At 50.5% G+C, this 17,387-nt stretch carries 14 protein-coding genes; 11 read left to right on the top strand and 3 right to left on the bottom strand.

Going from position 1 to position 17,387, the window contains the following annotated elements; genetic code table 11:
* Window positions 1–392 precede the first annotated feature (392 nt).
* The 5 genes from JUF10_RS06385 (at window position 393) to JUF10_RS06365 (ending at window position 5,018) form a co-directional block, all read left to right on the top strand.
* Window positions 393–1,679 carry a PTS transporter subunit EIIC gene (locus JUF10_RS06385; protein ID WP_236008172.1) on the top strand — a complete coding sequence of 429 codons (1,287 nt, stop codon included), beginning with the start codon at window positions 393–395 and terminating at the stop codon, window positions 1,677–1,679.
* Window positions 1,669–2,568 (top strand): alpha/beta hydrolase, encoded by a 900-nt coding sequence (locus JUF10_RS06380; protein ID WP_203641397.1) that lies wholly within the window; start codon window positions 1,669–1,671, stop codon window positions 2,566–2,568. The genes JUF10_RS06385 and JUF10_RS06380 overlap by 11 nt, the downstream gene beginning before the upstream one ends.
* 26 nt (window positions 2,569–2,594) lie before the next feature.
* Complete coding sequence (locus JUF10_RS06375) at window positions 2,595–3,452, top strand: LysR family transcriptional regulator (RefSeq protein ID WP_203641396.1); 858 nt, start codon at window positions 2,595–2,597, stop codon at window positions 3,450–3,452.
* A 346-nt stretch (window positions 3,453–3,798) separates the two neighbouring features.
* Window positions 3,799–4,644: a sulfite exporter TauE/SafE family protein gene (locus JUF10_RS06370; RefSeq protein ID WP_203641395.1), complete on the top strand. Its 846-nt coding sequence runs from the start codon at window positions 3,799–3,801 to the stop codon at window positions 4,642–4,644.
* Window positions 4,644–5,018 carry a DUF1634 domain-containing protein gene (locus JUF10_RS06365; protein WP_203641394.1) on the top strand — a complete coding sequence of 125 codons (375 nt, stop codon included), beginning with the start codon at window positions 4,644–4,646 and terminating at the stop codon, window positions 5,016–5,018. Before JUF10_RS06370 ends, JUF10_RS06365 begins: the two co-directional genes overlap by 1 nt.
* A 122-nt stretch (window positions 5,019–5,140) precedes the next feature.
* On the opposite strand, the gene JUF10_RS06360 is transcribed toward JUF10_RS06365, so the two are convergent.
* Window positions 5,141–5,899, bottom strand: a complete 759-nt coding sequence (locus tag JUF10_RS06360; protein WP_203641393.1) for an NADP-dependent (R)-specific alcohol dehydrogenase — start codon at window positions 5,897–5,899, stop codon at window positions 5,141–5,143.
* A gap of 246 nt (window positions 5,900–6,145) precedes the next feature.
* On the opposite strand from JUF10_RS06360, the gene JUF10_RS06355 reads away from it, so the two are divergent.
* Both JUF10_RS06355 and JUF10_RS06350 read left to right on the top strand, forming a co-directional pair.
* Entirely contained in the window at window positions 6,146–7,369 is a 1,224-nt protein-coding gene (locus JUF10_RS06355) for a multidrug efflux MFS transporter (RefSeq protein ID WP_203641392.1), read from the top strand.
* A 9-nt stretch (window positions 7,370–7,378) separates the two neighbouring features.
* A complete protein-coding gene (locus tag JUF10_RS06350; protein ID WP_203641391.1) occupies window positions 7,379–8,053 on the top strand; it encodes a GTP pyrophosphokinase in 675 nt (224 codons plus the stop codon).
* A gap of 631 nt (window positions 8,054–8,684) precedes the next feature.
* On the opposite strand, the gene JUF10_RS06345 is transcribed toward JUF10_RS06350, so the two are convergent.
* Window positions 8,685–8,882 carry a YjzD family protein gene (locus tag JUF10_RS06345; protein WP_048734671.1) on the bottom strand — a complete coding sequence of 66 codons (198 nt, stop codon included), beginning with the start codon at window positions 8,880–8,882 and terminating at the stop codon, window positions 8,685–8,687.
* A gap of 365 nt (window positions 8,883–9,247) precedes the next feature.
* On the opposite strand from JUF10_RS06345, the gene JUF10_RS06340 reads away from it, so the two are divergent.
* Complete coding sequence (locus JUF10_RS06340) at window positions 9,248–10,444, top strand: cation:proton antiporter (RefSeq protein ID WP_203641390.1); 1,197 nt, start codon at window positions 9,248–9,250, stop codon at window positions 10,442–10,444.
* 102 nt (window positions 10,445–10,546) lie between these two features.
* Window positions 10,547–10,732 (top strand): hypothetical protein, encoded by a 186-nt coding sequence (locus JUF10_RS06335; protein ID WP_203641389.1) that lies wholly within the window; start codon window positions 10,547–10,549, stop codon window positions 10,730–10,732.
* A 529-nt stretch (window positions 10,733–11,261) separates the two neighbouring features.
* On the opposite strand, the gene JUF10_RS06330 is transcribed toward JUF10_RS06335, so the two are convergent.
* Window positions 11,262–13,970, bottom strand: a complete 2,709-nt coding sequence (locus JUF10_RS06330) for a YfhO family protein (protein WP_203641388.1) — start codon at window positions 13,968–13,970, stop codon at window positions 11,262–11,264.
* A 1,091-nt stretch (window positions 13,971–15,061) separates the two neighbouring features.
* Here JUF10_RS06330 and JUF10_RS06325 point away from each other — a divergent pair.
* Complete coding sequence (locus tag JUF10_RS06325; RefSeq protein ID WP_203641387.1) at window positions 15,062–15,754, top strand: response regulator transcription factor; 693 nt, start codon at window positions 15,062–15,064, stop codon at window positions 15,752–15,754.
* The gene (locus tag JUF10_RS06320) at window positions 15,744–17,099 is read left to right on the top strand and encodes a sensor histidine kinase (RefSeq protein WP_203641386.1); all 1,356 of its coding nucleotides are present in this window, start codon (window positions 15,744–15,746) and stop codon (window positions 17,097–17,099) included. Before JUF10_RS06325 ends, JUF10_RS06320 begins: the two co-directional genes overlap by 11 nt.
* The last annotated feature ends 288 nt before the right edge of the window (window positions 17,100–17,387 follow it).

The following is a 17,387-nucleotide window of genomic DNA, read 5'->3' as shown; positions in this document are numbered from 1 at the left end:
TCCAACATACTAACACGTTTTGAAAACGCATACAAATGGTAAATGGTTTTACTTAGCCTATTTTATTTTTGTTTTATTTAGCGTGCTGCCAAATGTAAGCCTACTACATAAGGTGTTCGCTGGGAACTTTTATTGTGTAAACTGGGGGGAGTTGTGAAGTAAAGTTGGACGGAAAGGAGACCGAAAACGAGACCGAAAACGAGACCGAAAACGAGACTGGAATGGTGGCAGTTGGCGGAATTTATGGCAGCCAGTGTGCCGCCATAGTTACCTGATTCGACTTAGCCTACGCCGTTTACTTAAATATTGTAAAAGTTATAAGGCGTTTAGACCAAGTTGTCCATGTCACGTGGGTATAATGGGAACAAAGCGGAGTGAAGGGGTGTAACACCTTGCGGAAATTATGGGGATTGAATCAACGGCTCAGTCAATGGCGGGCAATTCGGGCCATTAAAGAGGCGCTACGGGTGGTTTACCCGTTTATTTTATTGATGACGGTGGTTGATGTTTTAGGGCAGAGTATTTTAGCCAGCGATGGATTTTTCTTTCAAATCTATCATATCGGCAGTTGGTTACCAGCCATTGCGGTCTGGCGAATGGCGGTTCGGGTGATCAGCATCGTCATTAACGGGCTAGTGGCCGTAACAGTAGCATTTATGACGGCTAATCATCTGGCGCGAAGCTATCGAAGCGATGCCCTGGCTGTCGGTATTATCAGTGCTTTGTCTTTTTTAACGCTAAATGTGAATTATCAGGCGCTAGGTCGTAAGACGACCGGCATGTCACAATTTATGGAAGAAAATTTAGGACCACAGGGAATCTTTTTGGCAATTATTGTTGGCTTGGGCGTCGGTTGGGGAGCTAGTCATCTCATGACGTGGTTCAGCCGGTGGCGGTTGCACCATCCACAATTCGGCCAGCCGTCTTGGACCGGCCGAGTCATTTGGCCGTTGACCGTAATTTTACTGATCATGGTGGCCGTGGGGTATGGGTTGAGCCTCCTGACGCCGTACGGCATTAATGGGGTCGTCTATCAGGCTCTGAGCAATCTGGTGGCTAATCCTGGACACCAAGGCGTGGTCATTGTGGCCGTCACCACCATCAGCAACTTTCTGTGGTGGATCGGGTTTGTCGGCCCCGTGAGTTTGGCCGGCAACAGCTCCGTCACATCACTACAGAATTTGTCCTATGCCATTCAACATGGTTCCGGTTGGGGGGCACCAAACTTAGTGACGTTACATACTCTGGGTGACGCGTACGCCAACTTTGGGGGTGCTGGGATGACGCTTTCCTTGGTCATCGCCATCTGGATTGGGTCGCGTCAGGTCAGTTATCGGCGAGTCGCGAACCAGACCTTTCTGCCCAACTTGGTCAATTTAAATCAGCCAACCTTGTTGGGATTGCCGTTGCTATTCAATCCCATCTTGTTAGTGCCATTTCTGGTTGCACCGGCCGTCAATATCACATTGGCCTGGTTTGCGCTGACCTGGAAATTAGTGCCACCAATTGTTTATCCCGTTCCCCGGACAACACCGGGACCGTTGATTGCTTATTTGGGGACCGGTGGGGACTGGCGGGCCCTGGTTTTGAGTCTGGTGTGCCTGACGCTTTCCGTCTTGATCTACCTGCCGTTCGTGCGGCTGCTCAATCATGAAGGGGGCGACGACCATGCGGCATAGTTGGTGGCGGTGGTTAGTGGGTGTCCTCTTGGTGCTGGCCGTATTTCTTCCCAGCATGACTTGGATGCGGCAACAGATCACCCAATACAAGACAAATTATAAAACGCCGTTGGACCCAACCATCATGGTGCCGGGATCCAGTGCCAGTCAAAATCGCTTTGACGCGTTGATCAAGGAACTGCGCAAGGAAACGAAGACCGCCCACAGCGTGTTGAAGGTCAAGGTCGCAGAGAATGGGCAGCTTTCCTATACCGGCTCGATTCGGCGGGGGGACAATCAGCCCTTTATCGTTGTGGCCTTTGAAAACAATCGTGACGGTTACGCGAACATCGTGAAGCAGGCCCAGTGGTTGAATATTGCGATGAAGGATTTGGTCAAGACGTATCATTTTAACCATTTTTCCACGTTGGGCCATTCCAATGGGGGCTTGATCTTGAGCCTATTTTTAGAGCGCTATCTTAGTCAGATCAAAGATGTTAAAGTGGAACGGTTGATGACGATTGCCACGCCGTACAACATGGAGTCTGACAGTACGACGACCCAAACGGCAATTTTAAAGGAATTGATTCAGTACCGGAAACAGTTGCCGAAGTCCCTGACGGTGTATTCCGTTGCCGGGACCGAGAACTATTCGAGCGACGGGACCGTGCCCGCCAACAGTGTCAATCAGGGAAAGTACGTCTTTCAAAATCAGGTTGCCCACTATACCCAGATTACGGTGACCGGGGACGATACGACCCACTCGGCGTTGCCGCAAAATAAGCAGATCGTCCTGCTGATTCGGCAATATCTGTTGCAAGAAACGTTGCCGGTAAAGGATCGGTACCAGAATCAGGCTCAGAATCAAGTGGATAGTCGCAACGCAACGGATGATCCCGGACTACCTTAAAAATGAAGTAAAGGCAGGTGGCGACTGTGAATTTTCGCCAATTAGAATACTTTCTGGCGGTGGCGAATGCCGGGCAAATCACGGCGGCCGCCCGCCAGTTACATATGGCCCAGCCTCCGTTGAGCTATCAGTTAAAGCAATTGGAAGCCGAAATGGGCGTGACGCTGTTGAACCGAACGGCGGCTGGCACGACACTTACGCCAGCTGGCAAACTGTTACGAGATTATGCGCAACAGTTGCTGGATCTTCGAGACCGGGCAGATAGTCAGGTGCGGTCGTTGGGGCAGGGCTTAGCCGGCATTCTTTCGGTGGGGGTCATTTCCTCGTCGATTGGGGCCACGCCCAACGCCAAGTTACGGACATTGACGCGGCACTATCCCAAGGTGCAGATTCGGTTGTTCGAGGACAACACCTACGGGCTGATCGACCGGTTGGACAAACATCTGATTGACGTCGCCATTGTGCGTACGCCGTTTACGGCTCCCGGGTTGGCTAGCAAGGAATTGACGACCGAGTCGATGGCGGCGGTCGTTCCACAGAAGTACGATCACTTTCAGGGCGCCACGTTACGCGTGGAGGACTTGGCAACAGTGCCGTTAATCATTTATCGGCGCTTCGAGCATCTCTTCGAAACAACCTTCGCCGAGAAAAAGATGGCGCCGTTTATCGCCTGTACCTGTGACGATGCGCGGACAGCCGTTCAGTGGGCTAACAACCGCATGGGCGTCGCCATCGTTCCCCAATCGGTGGCGGAGGAGGTCAGCGGTATCGGCACGGCTGTCCGGCCCATCCGCTATCAGCCGTGGCGAACGACATTGAAGCTAGTGTGGCCGGAACAGATTACGCCAAGTCCATTGTTGCAGCGGTTTATCGACAGTTATTGATGCTAAAAAGTGATGATTGAATATATTTGAAATACAAAATAGACGGCTATCCCATATTATTTTTGTATGGGATGGCCGTTTGTTTTTGTAACCGGTTTAGTGGTTGTCAGGTTAGGGTTATGGGAACGGCGGCGTGGCGCTATCAAGGGTGACGGTTAAAAGTAACATTAAGCAGAATAGTTCACAATGAAGATGTGGAAATCAAACTAACACTAATTTGACTGAACTTGTAATTGTGATAAAAGTTCAACAAACTAACGTAGTTGTGGCCGCGGAAGGTTGCCCCCGTCCCCAGAAAAGATGATAATCAAACTTGTAATTTGGTTCATGAGGAGGATAAATCGCTATGATTCAAACAGCCTTAATCATGTTGGCCGTTGGTGTTTTCGCGGGTATTGCCGGGTCGATCCTGGGTATCGGCGGTGGGATGATCATCACGCCAATCTTGACCCTGGGAATGGGATTAAATATTAAATACGCCATTGGGGCCAGTATCATTGCCGTCATTGCCACGAGTTCTGGCTCGACCATTGCTTATTTACGCGACAATGTGTTGAATTTACGGGTCGCCATGTTCTTGGAAATTGCGACGACCACGGGGGCCATCGTCGGGGCCTTGCTGACCGGAGTGTTGGACCCAAAGTACCTGTATCTCTTGTTCGGGTGCCTGCTGGTCTTCTCCGGGTGGAATATGTACCGGAAGCTCCGGCGGGGGTCGGAAGTCTTACAACGGGTCGAACCGGATAAGATTGCGTCCAAGCTGAAGCTAAACGGGACCTACTTTGACAAGGCCGAGAATAAGAACATCGACTATCAAGTGGAAAATGTACCTGCTGGTTTCTCTGTCATGTTTGGTGCCGGGGTGGCTAGTGGGCTACTCGGAATCGGTTCCGGGGCCTTCAAGGTCATGGCCATGGATACCTTTATGAAGATGCCGCTCAAGCCTTCCAGCTCAACGTCCAACTTGATGATGGGGGTCACTGCGGCGGCCAGTGCGACCGTGTACTTCTTTAACGGTGCTATCTTACCGGGAATCGCCGTACCAATGGCGTTGGGAATCTTGGTCGGGGCCGTGATCGGCTCACGGATCATGCAAATTTTGCCCGCCCGGTGGATTCGCATCGTGTTTATCCCAATCATTTTATACATTGGGTTGCAGATGTTGTTTAAGGGATTGGGGGTTCATTTCTAATGGCACAAAATAAATCGACAGCAAACGAAATGGCGCAAGTGGAAACAATCATTGGCCGCATCTTACAGGTCGGTGTCATCTTTTCCGCCATCGTCATGTTGATTGGTCTCGTGATGTTTCTGATCACTGGTTTTTCCGGCTATAATGGCAGTTATGTTCCCCGACGCATGGGCCAGATCTTAGTGGGCACTTGGCAGCTCCGGCCCTATGCCATCATGATGTTAGGCGTCTACTGTCTCATTCTGACCCCAGTCTTGCGGGTCGTCGTCTCCATCTACGCCTTCTACAAGGAACACGATCACCTGTACGTGGCAATTACGACGCTGGTCTTATTTATTTTATTGGTGGCACTGTTCATCGGGATTAATGGTTAAGCAATTTAGTAGAATAGAAGTCCAAAAATCCTCCGCGGTAATTAGCTGCGGGGGATTTTTTAGGATAAAAAAAGGCCGCCAGCATCAGCCAGCGACCTTCTAATTTTAAATTTAAATGCGGTTTATTGAGCGGTGTAACCACCGTCGACAACGAATTCGGCACCAGTAGCGAACTTGGATTCGTTGGAAGCCAAGTAAACACAGATGTAGGCGATATCGTTAGGTTCACCGATGTGGCCCATTGGCGTCTTAGTCCGGTCAGACATAGCAGCTTCAGCACCTGGAAGGTCATCAACTAATGGTGTCTTGATGTAACCTGGGTGAACAGTGTTGACCCGAACATCGTAGTCCTTCAAAGCACAGTCAAGAGCGGCTGACTTGGACATGATCCGAACGGCACCCTTAGAAGCGTTGTAAGCACCCAAGTTAGGGTCACCAACGAAACCTTCAATAGAAGACATGTTGATAATGGAAGCACCGAGGCCCTTGTTCTTCATCCGCTTGATTCCGAGACGAGTACCGAAGAAGACACCGTCCAAGTTGACGGAGAGTTGCTTACGCCATTCGTCGGTAGTGGTTTCTTCAACGCTCTTGTTAACGGCGATACCGGCGTTGTTTACAACAGTTGAAACGGGACCGAAGGCTTTTTCGGTTGCGTCAAATAATTTTACCCAACCTTCTTCGTCTGAGGAGTCGTGTTGGTAGAATTGAATGACGTCTGGTGTGCCGACACTCTTTGCAGCTTTTTCACCAACATCGCTGTGGCGACCAGTAATCATAACCTTGGCGCCTTCTTCAACAAACTTGGTAGCAATGGCTAAACCAATACCAAGAGTACCACCCGTAACGATTGCAACTTTTCCGTCTAAACGATGAGCCATCTGAATTACCTCCATAAAGTTAAAGTGAACTGTCTCACATGTATGAGCCTATTATGCAACTCATTTACAAAAATGACAAGTGTTTTTGTAAATTTTTTTCAAAAGGCCTAGACAGCTTCGCTTTTTTCGCCCAAACGGACTTGCCCGGTTATGCTAAACTAATAAGTAATATTGTAAAAGCATCATGCTTGGTCGATTAACTCAGTTTAGTATCAGTGAATTTGAGAAAGAAGAGGCGATTACGTCGTGGGAACACGAAAGTCAGAGCATTGGCGGCGCAACTTAGCTGTTCTATGGTTAGGAACATTTATTGCGGGCATGGGCTTTAGCGAAATCATGCCATTCTTATCGTTGTATGTGGATGATCTAGGGACCTTTACTAAGGGCCAGTTGACCATGTATAGTGGGGCAACCTACGCGGCAACTTTTCTGGTCATCGCGCTGGTCTCGCCGTTGTGGGGCAAGTTAGCCGATCGTAAAGGGCGAAAACTCATGCTGCTCCGGTCCTCAATGGGGATGGCCATTGTTATCGGCCTGATGGGGTTCGTGACCAACATTTGGCAATTGATTGGCCTACGTTTCCTACAAGGGTTCTTTGCCGGCTACATTCCCAATGCCAGCGCCCTGATTGCGGCAGAGACACCGCCCGAGAAGAGTGGGAACGCCCTGGGCATCTTGACGACCGGTTACGTCAGTGGGAACCTGATTGGGCCGGTCCTCGGTGGGATCTTAGCGCAAGTCTTTTCCATTCGCTGGACCTTTTTACTCACCGGGATTTTTCTAATTATCGTGTTCTTCTTGAGCGCGACCTTAGTGCACGAACATTTTACGCCCATCACCAAGGAGAAGCAGGCACAGGCCGGCAGTTTCCTAAAGCAGGTCGAAAATCCAACACTGATTATTGTGCTGCTGGTCTCGACCATGATCATTCAGATGGGGAACAACTCCATCACGCCAATTATCAGTCTGTATGTTAAACAGTTGATGAACAATACCGGGCCAATTACGTTGGTTGCCGGAATCATTGCGGCATTGCCAGGACTGTCAACGTTACTAGCTGCGCCTAAATTAGGGGAGTACGGCGACCGTCGCGGGACTCAGCGTGTCCTCGTCTTCGGCTATGTATTTGCCGTGCTCATGTACTTCCCCCAAGGGTTCGTCTCGAGCGTTTGGCTACTGGGAGTCTTCCGGTTCATGATCGGTGTTTCCGACGGGGCCTTGTTCCCAGCCGTGCAAACGATGCTGACCAAGAACTCACCGCATTCCTTAACGGGGACGGTATTTAGTTGGAATCAATCGTTTCAAGCATTGGGCAGTATGTTCGGTGCCATGCTGGGGGGCTTAGTAGCCAACTGGTTCAACTATAATGGGGTCTTTACGTTTACGGCAATCACTCTGTTACTGAATTTCCTACTACTGTGGTGGCTGGTGCCGGACATTCGGCATTGGCGCAGTCAGCAGGCTAATTAGGAGAGAATAATGACGAACACGAATTTACCCGCACAGAGTTTACCGACACAATTTCCAAATGACCCGACTTCGCTGGAAGCCATTGACCGCTTCCGGTCGCTGATGCTGAACTACAACAGCGCCGTTCAGGTCGTGACCACCAAGATTCACTACCTCGACCAGGAATATCAGATTCAACACGGGCATACGCTGGTCGATAGTTTGCAGTCGCGAATCAAGTCGCCGGAAAGTATCTTGGAAAAGGTGCAACGCAAACACTTCGATTTTAACTTCGACACGTTGCCTAAGCAGATGCACGACATTGCCGGCATCCGCATTATCGTGCGCTTCGAAGACGACATGGTCGCGATGGAACGCCGGTTAGCCAAGCAGCCGGACATCAAAATTTTACGGCGCAAGGACTACGTGACGAATCCTAAGCCTAATGGTTACCGTAGCCTGCATTTGATTCTGGCCGTGCCGGTCTATTTGGACGCTGGCGTGGATGAAGTCACAGTCGAGGTCCAGATTCGCACGATTGCGATGAATTTCTGGGCGTCTTTGGAACATGAATTGAGTTATAAAAAGAACGTGCAGCACCAAGACGAATTGCGTCAGGAACTGATTGCGAAGGCCGAGCTGGTCCACCAGCTCGACCAAGACATGAACGCCATCAAGAACCAGATTCGCGCGCAGGATAACTAGAAGAACTGACTAAGAATGGTCGCACTGCGGCTGCCAGAGATTCCGCCTGCTGTGGGGACGCTTCAGTCTGGAAGGACACCAGTCTTCTCGCTCGCTTTGAAGCCATGAAAAACACATGTCTTCAAAGTCGCCCGTGATGTAAGCTGGCTTAAAAACGCCAACTAACATCACCTCCACGGCTGGCTCCATCTCTGGCCTCCTCCGGCTCAGATTGATTTCTGCCGCGATAAATGTGGTTTTGATGACGTACTAGCCGTTTTGGTTAGTCAGATGAGTTCAGAATACCGTTGCCACAGAAGTGTAAGCCGAGAGGTCGGCAGATATGGGCTCAGGCGCGTCGTTCTGCTTGGTTGCCGGTGGTTTTCCGGCGGCTTAGCAGAAGACCAATCTTGGAGACTCGCGTTTTTCGAGGCTTCAAGTTGTGTCCGCACCGTTCCAGCCCATATCTGCCGGCCGGTAAGGCGACTGGACCGCAAATTGGAATCCCTGGCAGCCGGAGCGCGGTAATTTAGACACAACACAAAAGGCCAGACAGTTCTTCGCTAACGAAGAGTTGTCCGGCCTTTTAGGGTGAAATAAAAACCCTGGCAGCTGCCAAGGTTGGTTGTTTAGGTCATGCTTAATGAACTGCTTATTTCTTCGAAGTCTGGTCGTCACGACTGAGTAAGAACCACCCATTGACAGCGATCACGCCAACAATTGCCATCATGACACCAATTTGCATAGGTTGCCAGGTCATCTGTTTCAACGTACCACCGATATAACCAATAACTTCTCCGAAGATAACCGCCCAGAAAATCACGACTAAATTAGATTCAAGCCACTTCACACGCGTCACCTCACAATCGTTATTAGTTTACCACGATTGCCGGTCAACAGGTAGTTAAGTTTTGGCGAGAACTTTTTCCGGTCGAAAATATCTGCAGTTATGGGGGACAACGGTGCGTGGCTCGATGATTGGACGGGACTTTTGGTGATTACTTTGGCAAAAAAAGGGCATTACAATTAAGCTGCGCCAGTAAGTTAACCAATGACCCGGCCGGAACGGGAAGTTTGCTTTGCTAGGAAAGTTACCGTATAATATAAACTAACTAAATAATGATGGTTGAAGCGACTGCTTTCAAGAACGGTGTCCTCCTTGGGTTGGGGGGACCATTTTTGGCGGTCGCTTTTTGTTTGCAAAGGAGGAAACGCGTGGACTTACTAAGAGATTTAACGTTAATTTTATTGGCAACAACGATTGTGGGCCATTATAGCACCCGAATTGGGATTCCGGCCGTAATTGGTCAGTTGGTGGTTGGGGTGTTAATGGGACCGGCCGTTTTGGGCTGGCTTCATTTGACCCATGACCTGGAAAGCTTTGCGGAAATTGGGGTCATCGTCTTAATGTTCATCGCCGGACTGGAAAGCGACCTGCAACTGCTGAAACGCTACTTAAAGCCCAGCGTGTTGGTAGCCATCATGGGGGTCTTGATTCCAGTGGCCGGAACATATCTGGTCGGTATTTTTTACCATTTGAACGTCACGGAAAGCATGTTTCTCAGCGTGATCTTTGCGGCAACGTCCGTATCGATCTCCGTGGAAGTGCTGAAGGAAATGAACGCCTTGAATAGCCGCGAGGGGACCACGATTCTGGGGGCCGCAGTCGTCGACGACGTGCTGGCCGTGGTGATTTTAAGTGTGTTGGTCAGCACAACGGGGACGGCGGTCGCAGATGGCGCCGCGGCGTCCAGCAGCCTCCTTTTGACAACGTTTGAACAAATCATCTACTTCGCCGCCATTTACTTTGTCGTGCGGTGGGTGGCACCGTACCTGGTCAAGATTGGTAATCGCCTAATGATTCCAATGGGCGCGACGCTGATGGCCGTTATCCTGTGTTTCGGGATGGCGTACGTGGCCGAATTAGTGGGTCTAAGCAACGTTGTTGGGGCCTTCTTCGCCGGTATCGCCATTTCCCAGACGTCGGCGAAATCGACCGTGGACCGGCACATTGAGCCCATTGGCTACGCGCTGTTTATCCCGGTGTTCTTCGTCAGCATTGGGCTCAACATGGACTTCAAGGGGCTGGGTAACCAAATCGGCTTCATCGTGGTCCTGACAATTGTGGCGGTGCTGACCAAGCAACTGGGCGCTGGTCTGGGTGCCAAGCTGGCTGGTTTTCACTGGGGCAGTTCGATGGCCGTGGGGGCCGGGATGGTCTCCCGGGGTGAAATGGCACTGATCATTGCCCAGATTGGGTATCAGGCCAAATTGATGTCGCCGGTTCGCTACTCGGCGATCGTGGCGGCCATCATTGTTGCCACGCTGCTCGCACCATTCCTACTGCGGTTCTACATGGATCGTGTACGGAAGGGGCAGGTCGATAAGTCGAAGGTTCGGCCGGCAGAATAGCCGTTAAGTTAAGTAACCGAACTTAGTTGTCCTAACCGATGAGAAAGTTCACCTGTTTGACTAATTGTCCCTTATAATTGTAGGCAAAAGGGGGCGGCTTCGATGATCTTCAATCGACGGTTCTATCGTAGTTTGTCGTTTTGGCTGGGGCTGGTCTTAATCGTCCTAAACGCCGCACTCGGCTGGCCGGTTCAGATTCACAGCCTCTTCTGGTGGGGAACGTTAGTCATGTTAGTGGCGGGCCTGGTCTTCCTAACGACCGGCCTGATCCGCGATGTTACAAAATAAGTTCGAACTGTCTGGTGGTCATCGCCGCAAGCAATCGAGAAACACTGAAATAGGGTAATAAAAAAATCGGCCAGTGAGCCGATTTTTTTGTGAACAGAATTTAGGCAACCTAGTATGACCTTCGCCTTACCGGCCGGCAGATATGGGCTGGAACGGTGCGAACGCAACTTGAAGCCTCGAAAAAGCCGAGTCTACAAGCTTGGTTTTCTACTAAGCCGGCAAGGATCGCCAGCTAAGTAGAACGACGCGCCTGAGCCCATATCTGCCGGTCTCTCGGCTTACACAGTGTGTGTAGACGACGGAGATAATGACTGTAACAGTCGTTATCGATTGGACCGAAAGTGCTAAGTCTCCAGGTTTTTCGACTGTTGTCGTGGTAAAACACAATCAGAGCCGGAGTGCGGCAAATCTACACTAATTTAATGGTGCAAATGTTTACGGATACTGGGACGAGACAGGTATTTCATCTTTCAACCTTTAGTAGTCAATACAAAAGGACGGTAACCAGCGTCACCGTCCCCAAGAAAAATTATTCATTGTGATGATGCTTGCCCACGGGGCGTAACCATTCGACCGTGAACCAGAAGAGCAGGAACAGGACACCGCTGAGCAGACTGATCAAGGCCCCAATTTTGAGCCCTGGCGTCTGATAGGTCAGGGTGACATGGTTGGTTCCCGATTTCAGTGGAACGCCAATCATGCCCTTATACGTCTGTTTGACGGGAATCAGGGATTCAGCGTGCATGACGGACTTGATAGCAACTGGCTTCCCGTTGACCTTGGCCGTCCAGCCCGGTGTATCCGGAATCGAAACGTACAACAGCTTACGGTTGGCCGTACCCGTGACATCGCCGGAGATCCAAGTGACACCACTGTTGACACGAAGCTTGTAGCGTTGCCGTTTCAAGCTGTCGACCAGCTTCAGGTATTTCGCCTGATTGAGCGTGGCAAACTGGTTGCTGGCGCCTGCCGCGGGTTCCCGTGTGATGTAACTGATGGTCATGACCGTTCCCTTGGTATGTTCGCCAAAGTTAATGATGTAGCGGAAACCATCGGCGTTGACCAGGGGTTTCGCCTTCTTGCCATTGACCTTTAAGCTGGAGTAGATCACCGTGTCAGATGGCGAATAGCCATGCAACAGGCCGGTTGCGTTGACCCGGACGGTAACTGTTTGGAGATACCGCGGCCCGGGCAACTGGGTGCGCTTAGGAATCGCCGCGAGGTCCGCCACACCGGCACGTTTGGTGGTCACCTTGAGCACGGAGACTGGTGCTAGCGTATCCTTGGGTGCGCCAAGGGCAGTGAGAACGCGTTGCTGATTGGTCAGCGCCTGTTGGTCGGCTAATTTCAGGTGGGCCAACTTATCCGGCACGGCAAAGCCGATACCCGCATAAGAGTTGAGCTCATTGACGACCGGCTTTTTGTTTGCGTTTAGCCGATATTTAATCCCGAACAGCGTGTCGGTCAGGTGCGTGTAGCCCTGAGAACTGATCCGGCGAACGTTAGGGCTAAAGTAACCCAGGTCGTGTTGGAAGACCCGTGCCTGTTCAATCAACGTCGAGCTATACGAGCTGTTTCCGGCATACCCGTAAAGTAGCGGGTCATTATAGTGGTTGTACGCGCCACTATAGGCCGCACCAATCTGGGAATGCAGGAACTCGACGCGATGCAGGTTCGGTTTACGCTTAGTGGCCGTGACCTTGCTCAACATGGCGGCATCCTTTTGGTAATATTTTTCAAATTGGGTCTGTGAGCCGAAGCTGATGCCATGAGTGGCCGCCAGAAAGTTACCACCCAACTCAAATGAAATGATGATCCCTAGGAGACCGATTCGGATGGGCCGCCATTCGCTCACGAATAGGAGCATCGTGTTGACCAATAAGAGGGCCAAGGACAGCCATAGCAAATGAAAATCAGGCTGACTTTGCAGGTAGAGTTCGTTGTTGTAGCTAGGCAACGCCCGTTCCCAAATACGGGGGATGACCTGGGCGGATAAGTAGCCGATGGTCAGTAAGCCGGCCCCCCAGACCAGCGCGAGGACCTTTTGCGGGTCGTTCATGGTCTGAGCCGGGTGCGTTTGCCAAGCACGGTAGGCCGCCGTTAACGCCAGGAACGTGAAGAAGTAGACGTTACGGAACGGGAAGCCGGCTGGTTGTTGGAACATGTGCCAAGCGGTGTTGAAGAGGGTGATCAGTAACCCTAACCCCATGGCGATGAGTAACCACATTGTCCGGCGTTTTTCGACCGCCAGAATCTTTGGTGAGACGAAGTAAACGATTAAAAGTAAAAACATCAAGGTACCCATAAACAGGCTTGGTGCGTGGTACAGGTGAGTGACATAATTGCTGCTGCCGAGACCAAATTGCGCCAGAACTTCTGGCCCAAAGAGTGGCGTTGGCAAGTAGTTGTTGATGAAGACGGTACTCTTTCCGGTCAGTAACATGCCCATCGCCGTTGGAATCAAGACAATCATGGCCATGCCCCCAGCGAGCACCGACCCAATCAAGAATTGCCGAATCGCCGCCCAGTGCATCCGCCAAACCTCTTTAAATGGTGTGGCGGTCGGCTGATGTTCAATGACTAAATAGATGAAGTACATCACCGAAAAGAGGCAGGTCATGTAACCCATGTAATAGTTGGAAATGATAGTTGCGGTGAGGCTTAACGTATACAGACCATAATGGTGCAGACTGACTAACCGATGCAACCCTAACGCAACTAAGGGGAGCCAAATCAAGGCGTCCAGCCACATGATGTCGTAGAAATACATGGCGGTAAAGCCACACAGACTGAATGCGGTGGAGAAGAGAATCAACGACCAGCCGCTCCGTAAAAAGGCGTGCCGGATGAAGATGGCCATGGTCAACCCAATCGTACTGATTTTTAAAATGACGATCCAGGTGACCGCCAGCGGTAGTTTCGCCGCCGGAAAAAGAAAAATTAACAAGTTAAACGGACTGATCACGTAGTACGTGAGTAACGGGATGATCCCGCTGCCCGTCCCCGATGAAAATGAAAATAAATGGAACTGTCCCGTCGTGACGGTCGACCGCAGATATTCCAGAATCGGAACGTACTGCGCCCCCATGTCACTAAACATCAAATTTCGGTTGCCGAATGGCGTGATCTTTAGTTGCCAGAAGATAACGACCATGATGGCAAGTGGTACGAAAAATGCCCCCAAATACACCCAACGGCTGACTCTTAGCGCCGTGAGGGTGTTTCGCTGCTGCTTCATGAAAACCCCTCCGTTAATGACAATCAAGATGTCTGTCCTTAATAGAATACCATGCAGACTGCTTTGACAAAAGTCTACCGCACTTTTCGAACAGTTCCGTGAACAACGGGTTAATCTTGGCAAAAACTTAGCCTTTAGTTAGGTGACAAAACATAAGCTTTAACGACAGTGTAAAACGGCCGCACTGCGGCATCCAGGGATTCCGCCTGCCATGGGGAACGCCTCCAGCCTAAGAAGCGGGCTTCCGGCTCGCCTCAAAGCCACGAAAAGCACGTGTCTTCGAGGTCGTCCCACGCTGTAAGCCGGGAAAGAACCCCGACAAACAGCGTCGATACGGCTGGCTCCATCCCTGGCCGCCTCCGGCTCTGATTGGATTTTTCCAATTTAGAAGGTTTAATTCTAGTTGTAGTTGGTTTCCCAGATGAATTTATGCCAATTCGGCGGTATATTAAATTATTCAGCGTTACAAAATTTTTACATATCGCTATGGTAGACGGGAGAGCTTAAGGTTCCGTTATCGTTGAATCTGTAGACTGTAAAATTAAATGGAAGTTTTGGGTGCTAAACTGTCACTAGTTGTATAGAATGGAGTGGCGAAAAGTGTTTACCCAGTTTGGTCGTTAATGTCCAGTAGAACTGGGTGAAAGCAATTGTGTCGTGACTAGTGTTGCGGACATGTTTATACTGTAGTAAGAGTGCGAGTGATTTTTTTGACAACATGGGATAAGAAATAAAGTTAGTTAACTTTTGGGTTTACAACTAAGAATAGTAGCCAGAAATAAGTGAAAAAAATTCTGCTGTAGCTGAGGCCTCAGTTGCTACGAGAAAATATGCTGAATTTTCCCATGGTGGTCGTCGTAGTCGTAGGTGGTCAAATGCGTAGCCCGGTGTCGGTGTTCTTAGACCGACCGGTTTTGTCGGCCTTAGAACACAGGCCGAGCTTTGAGACTCGTTTTGTGAGGCTCAAAGTCGCCCTGAAGACTCATGTTTTTTGAGGCTTCAGGTCTGCCTCACGGGGCGGAACGTTTGACCACCGGAGACGAAGACCACCCAAGAGAAAAATTCGAGAGATTTTAAAGGAGGAATGCCCGTTGCCGACCACAGCGAAAGTATTAGTTGTCGAAGATGAGCGCGAATTATCCGCGGACATTGTTGAACTGATTAAACCGATTTGTGAAACCACGACCGCATTTGATGGGGAACAGGGAGAGTTTTTGGCGAGTCAAGATGTCTTTGACGCCATTATCTTGGACCTGATGTTGCCCGGCGAGAGTGGGCTGGACCTGTTGCTGCATATTCGCAGTAAGGGTGTGAAGACGCCCGTATTGATTTTGACCGCCAAAGATACGATTGCCGATAAATTACGGGGCTTCAATGATGGTGCCGACGATTACGTGACCAAGCCATTTCACCGAGAAGAGTTACTTGCCCGGATGAAGGCGCTGCTGAAGCGTACCGGTCACCTGAATGATAGTGACACCATTACTTTAGGCCAGCTGGAAATCAATACTAGCCGGCACTTGGCGACGTTTAACGGTGAGCCGTTGACGCTCAAGGGGCGGGAGTTTGACTTGCTCGCATACCTCATCGCCAATCCCGGAACAATCATCACCAAGGAGCAAATTTTTAATCGTCTTTGGGGTTTTGACTCGGAGACCAGTCTCTCCGTGGTCGAGGTGTATATGAGTAACCTGCGAAAGGAGCTCAAGCACGCCGGCAGTGACCTGTCATTGCGGACCATTCGTAATGCGGGTTACATTGTGGAGGCGCCAGATGAGCAATAAGGTCAATCGGGCCCAGCGGCGACGCTTGTTTCTCAGCAGTTTTATTGGTTTCACCATCATCTTTATCCTGCTGGGGGTCATCGTGTTCGTGCTGTTTAGGCGGGCCATGTTGACTAGTACGGACCAGGCACTCCGCGTGGAACGTTCGGCTCGGCTGGCGGGACCACCCAAGCAAAATACGAACAAACTCCAGCCGTTCTCGCAGCATAACCAGCAGGCGATGCAGGCACAAAAACAGACGATTCATCCGTTTATCACGACCACCTTGATTTTTGACGATGCTGGGAAAATTATGAATAAGTCTCAACTGGGGTCGCGCTATGACACTTTGCGGGGAATCACCTTGAATCAGACCCAGGTTGGCCAGCTACATACCATTGTGGTGGGTGGCAAGTATAATTTCCGAACATTACTGGTGAAAGTGCCCAAGAGTAACACGGATAAATCGGTTGCCGGGCGGTATCTTTTAATTATGGAAAATATTGATCCACAAAAGGCCGCCATGAGTAACTTCGTGCGGGTCATGTTGATCACCATGGGCGTCTTCTGGCTCCTGTCGATCATCATGAGCATTTGGATGTCGCGGATGACCATGCGGCCAATTTTGAAGTCATGGGGTCGTCAGACCGAGTTCGTCGGGAATGCGGCGCACGAGTTGCGGACGCCCCTGACCATCATCCAAAACAAGCTGGAGATCCTACTGACAAAGCCGAACGATAAAATCATCGACCAGGCGGAAAATATCGCCATTGCCAATAGTGAAAGTCAACGGTTGCAGAAGCTGACGCAGGATCTACTGGCGTTAGCCCGTTCTGACTCCAACACGCTCCAGACGAACTTTGAGGTCACCCACGTGGTGCCATTTTTGACGCAGACCGTGGAACCGTATACCGAAATTGCCGCGAGTCAGGGGAAGAAGCTGGTCTTGTCCCCCGTGACTGATTTTAAGGCTACGCTGGATCAGAGCTTGATTCACCAACTCATGAATATTTTGATCGATAATGCGTTGAAATACTCGCCCCGCGACAGCACCATTACGATTTCGGCTAAGTTGGTCGGGCGGAAATGGCAGCTGATTGTGGCCGACCAGGGTATCGGCATCAAGGCCGGTGACCGGCAACGGATCTTTGACCGATTCTATCGGGTCGACACCTCTCGTAGTCGTCAAACTGGGGGCAACGGGCTCGGCCTATCGATCGCCCATTGGATCGTCAATCTCCACCACGGCACAATTACGGTCAAGGAAAACCAGCCTCAAGGGAGTCAATTTGTGACGACCCTGCCGCTGAATCCCGATGCCGGCATCACAACGCGCCACGGCAAAACGCAAAGGAACGAGAAATAAAATTTTCAATAAAAGCAGGCGTTGCGATTGTCCGTTTTGGATAGTCACAACGTCTTTTCTATCTGCAGTTGAAACCTGATTATGCCAAATGTCTTGCCAGTATGTGGGCTGAATCAATGGGAGAGTACTATTGACAATGATATTGGCGGGGGAATTTCAAGTGGGCTAAACGGCTGTTATGTCGAAGCACATTCAGAGCCGGAGGAGGCCAGGGATGCGGCCAGACCCGTTTTGCGCTCCGAACGTATATTGTGGAAACGTGCGACAAAAGGCAGTCAACTCCGCTTA

The organism is Levilactobacillus andaensis, assembly GCF_016861695.1.
Taxonomy (GTDB): Bacteria; Bacillota; Bacilli; order Lactobacillales; family Lactobacillaceae; genus Levilactobacillus; species Levilactobacillus andaensis.
This window is presented reverse-complemented; position numbering and strand designations above follow the sequence as displayed.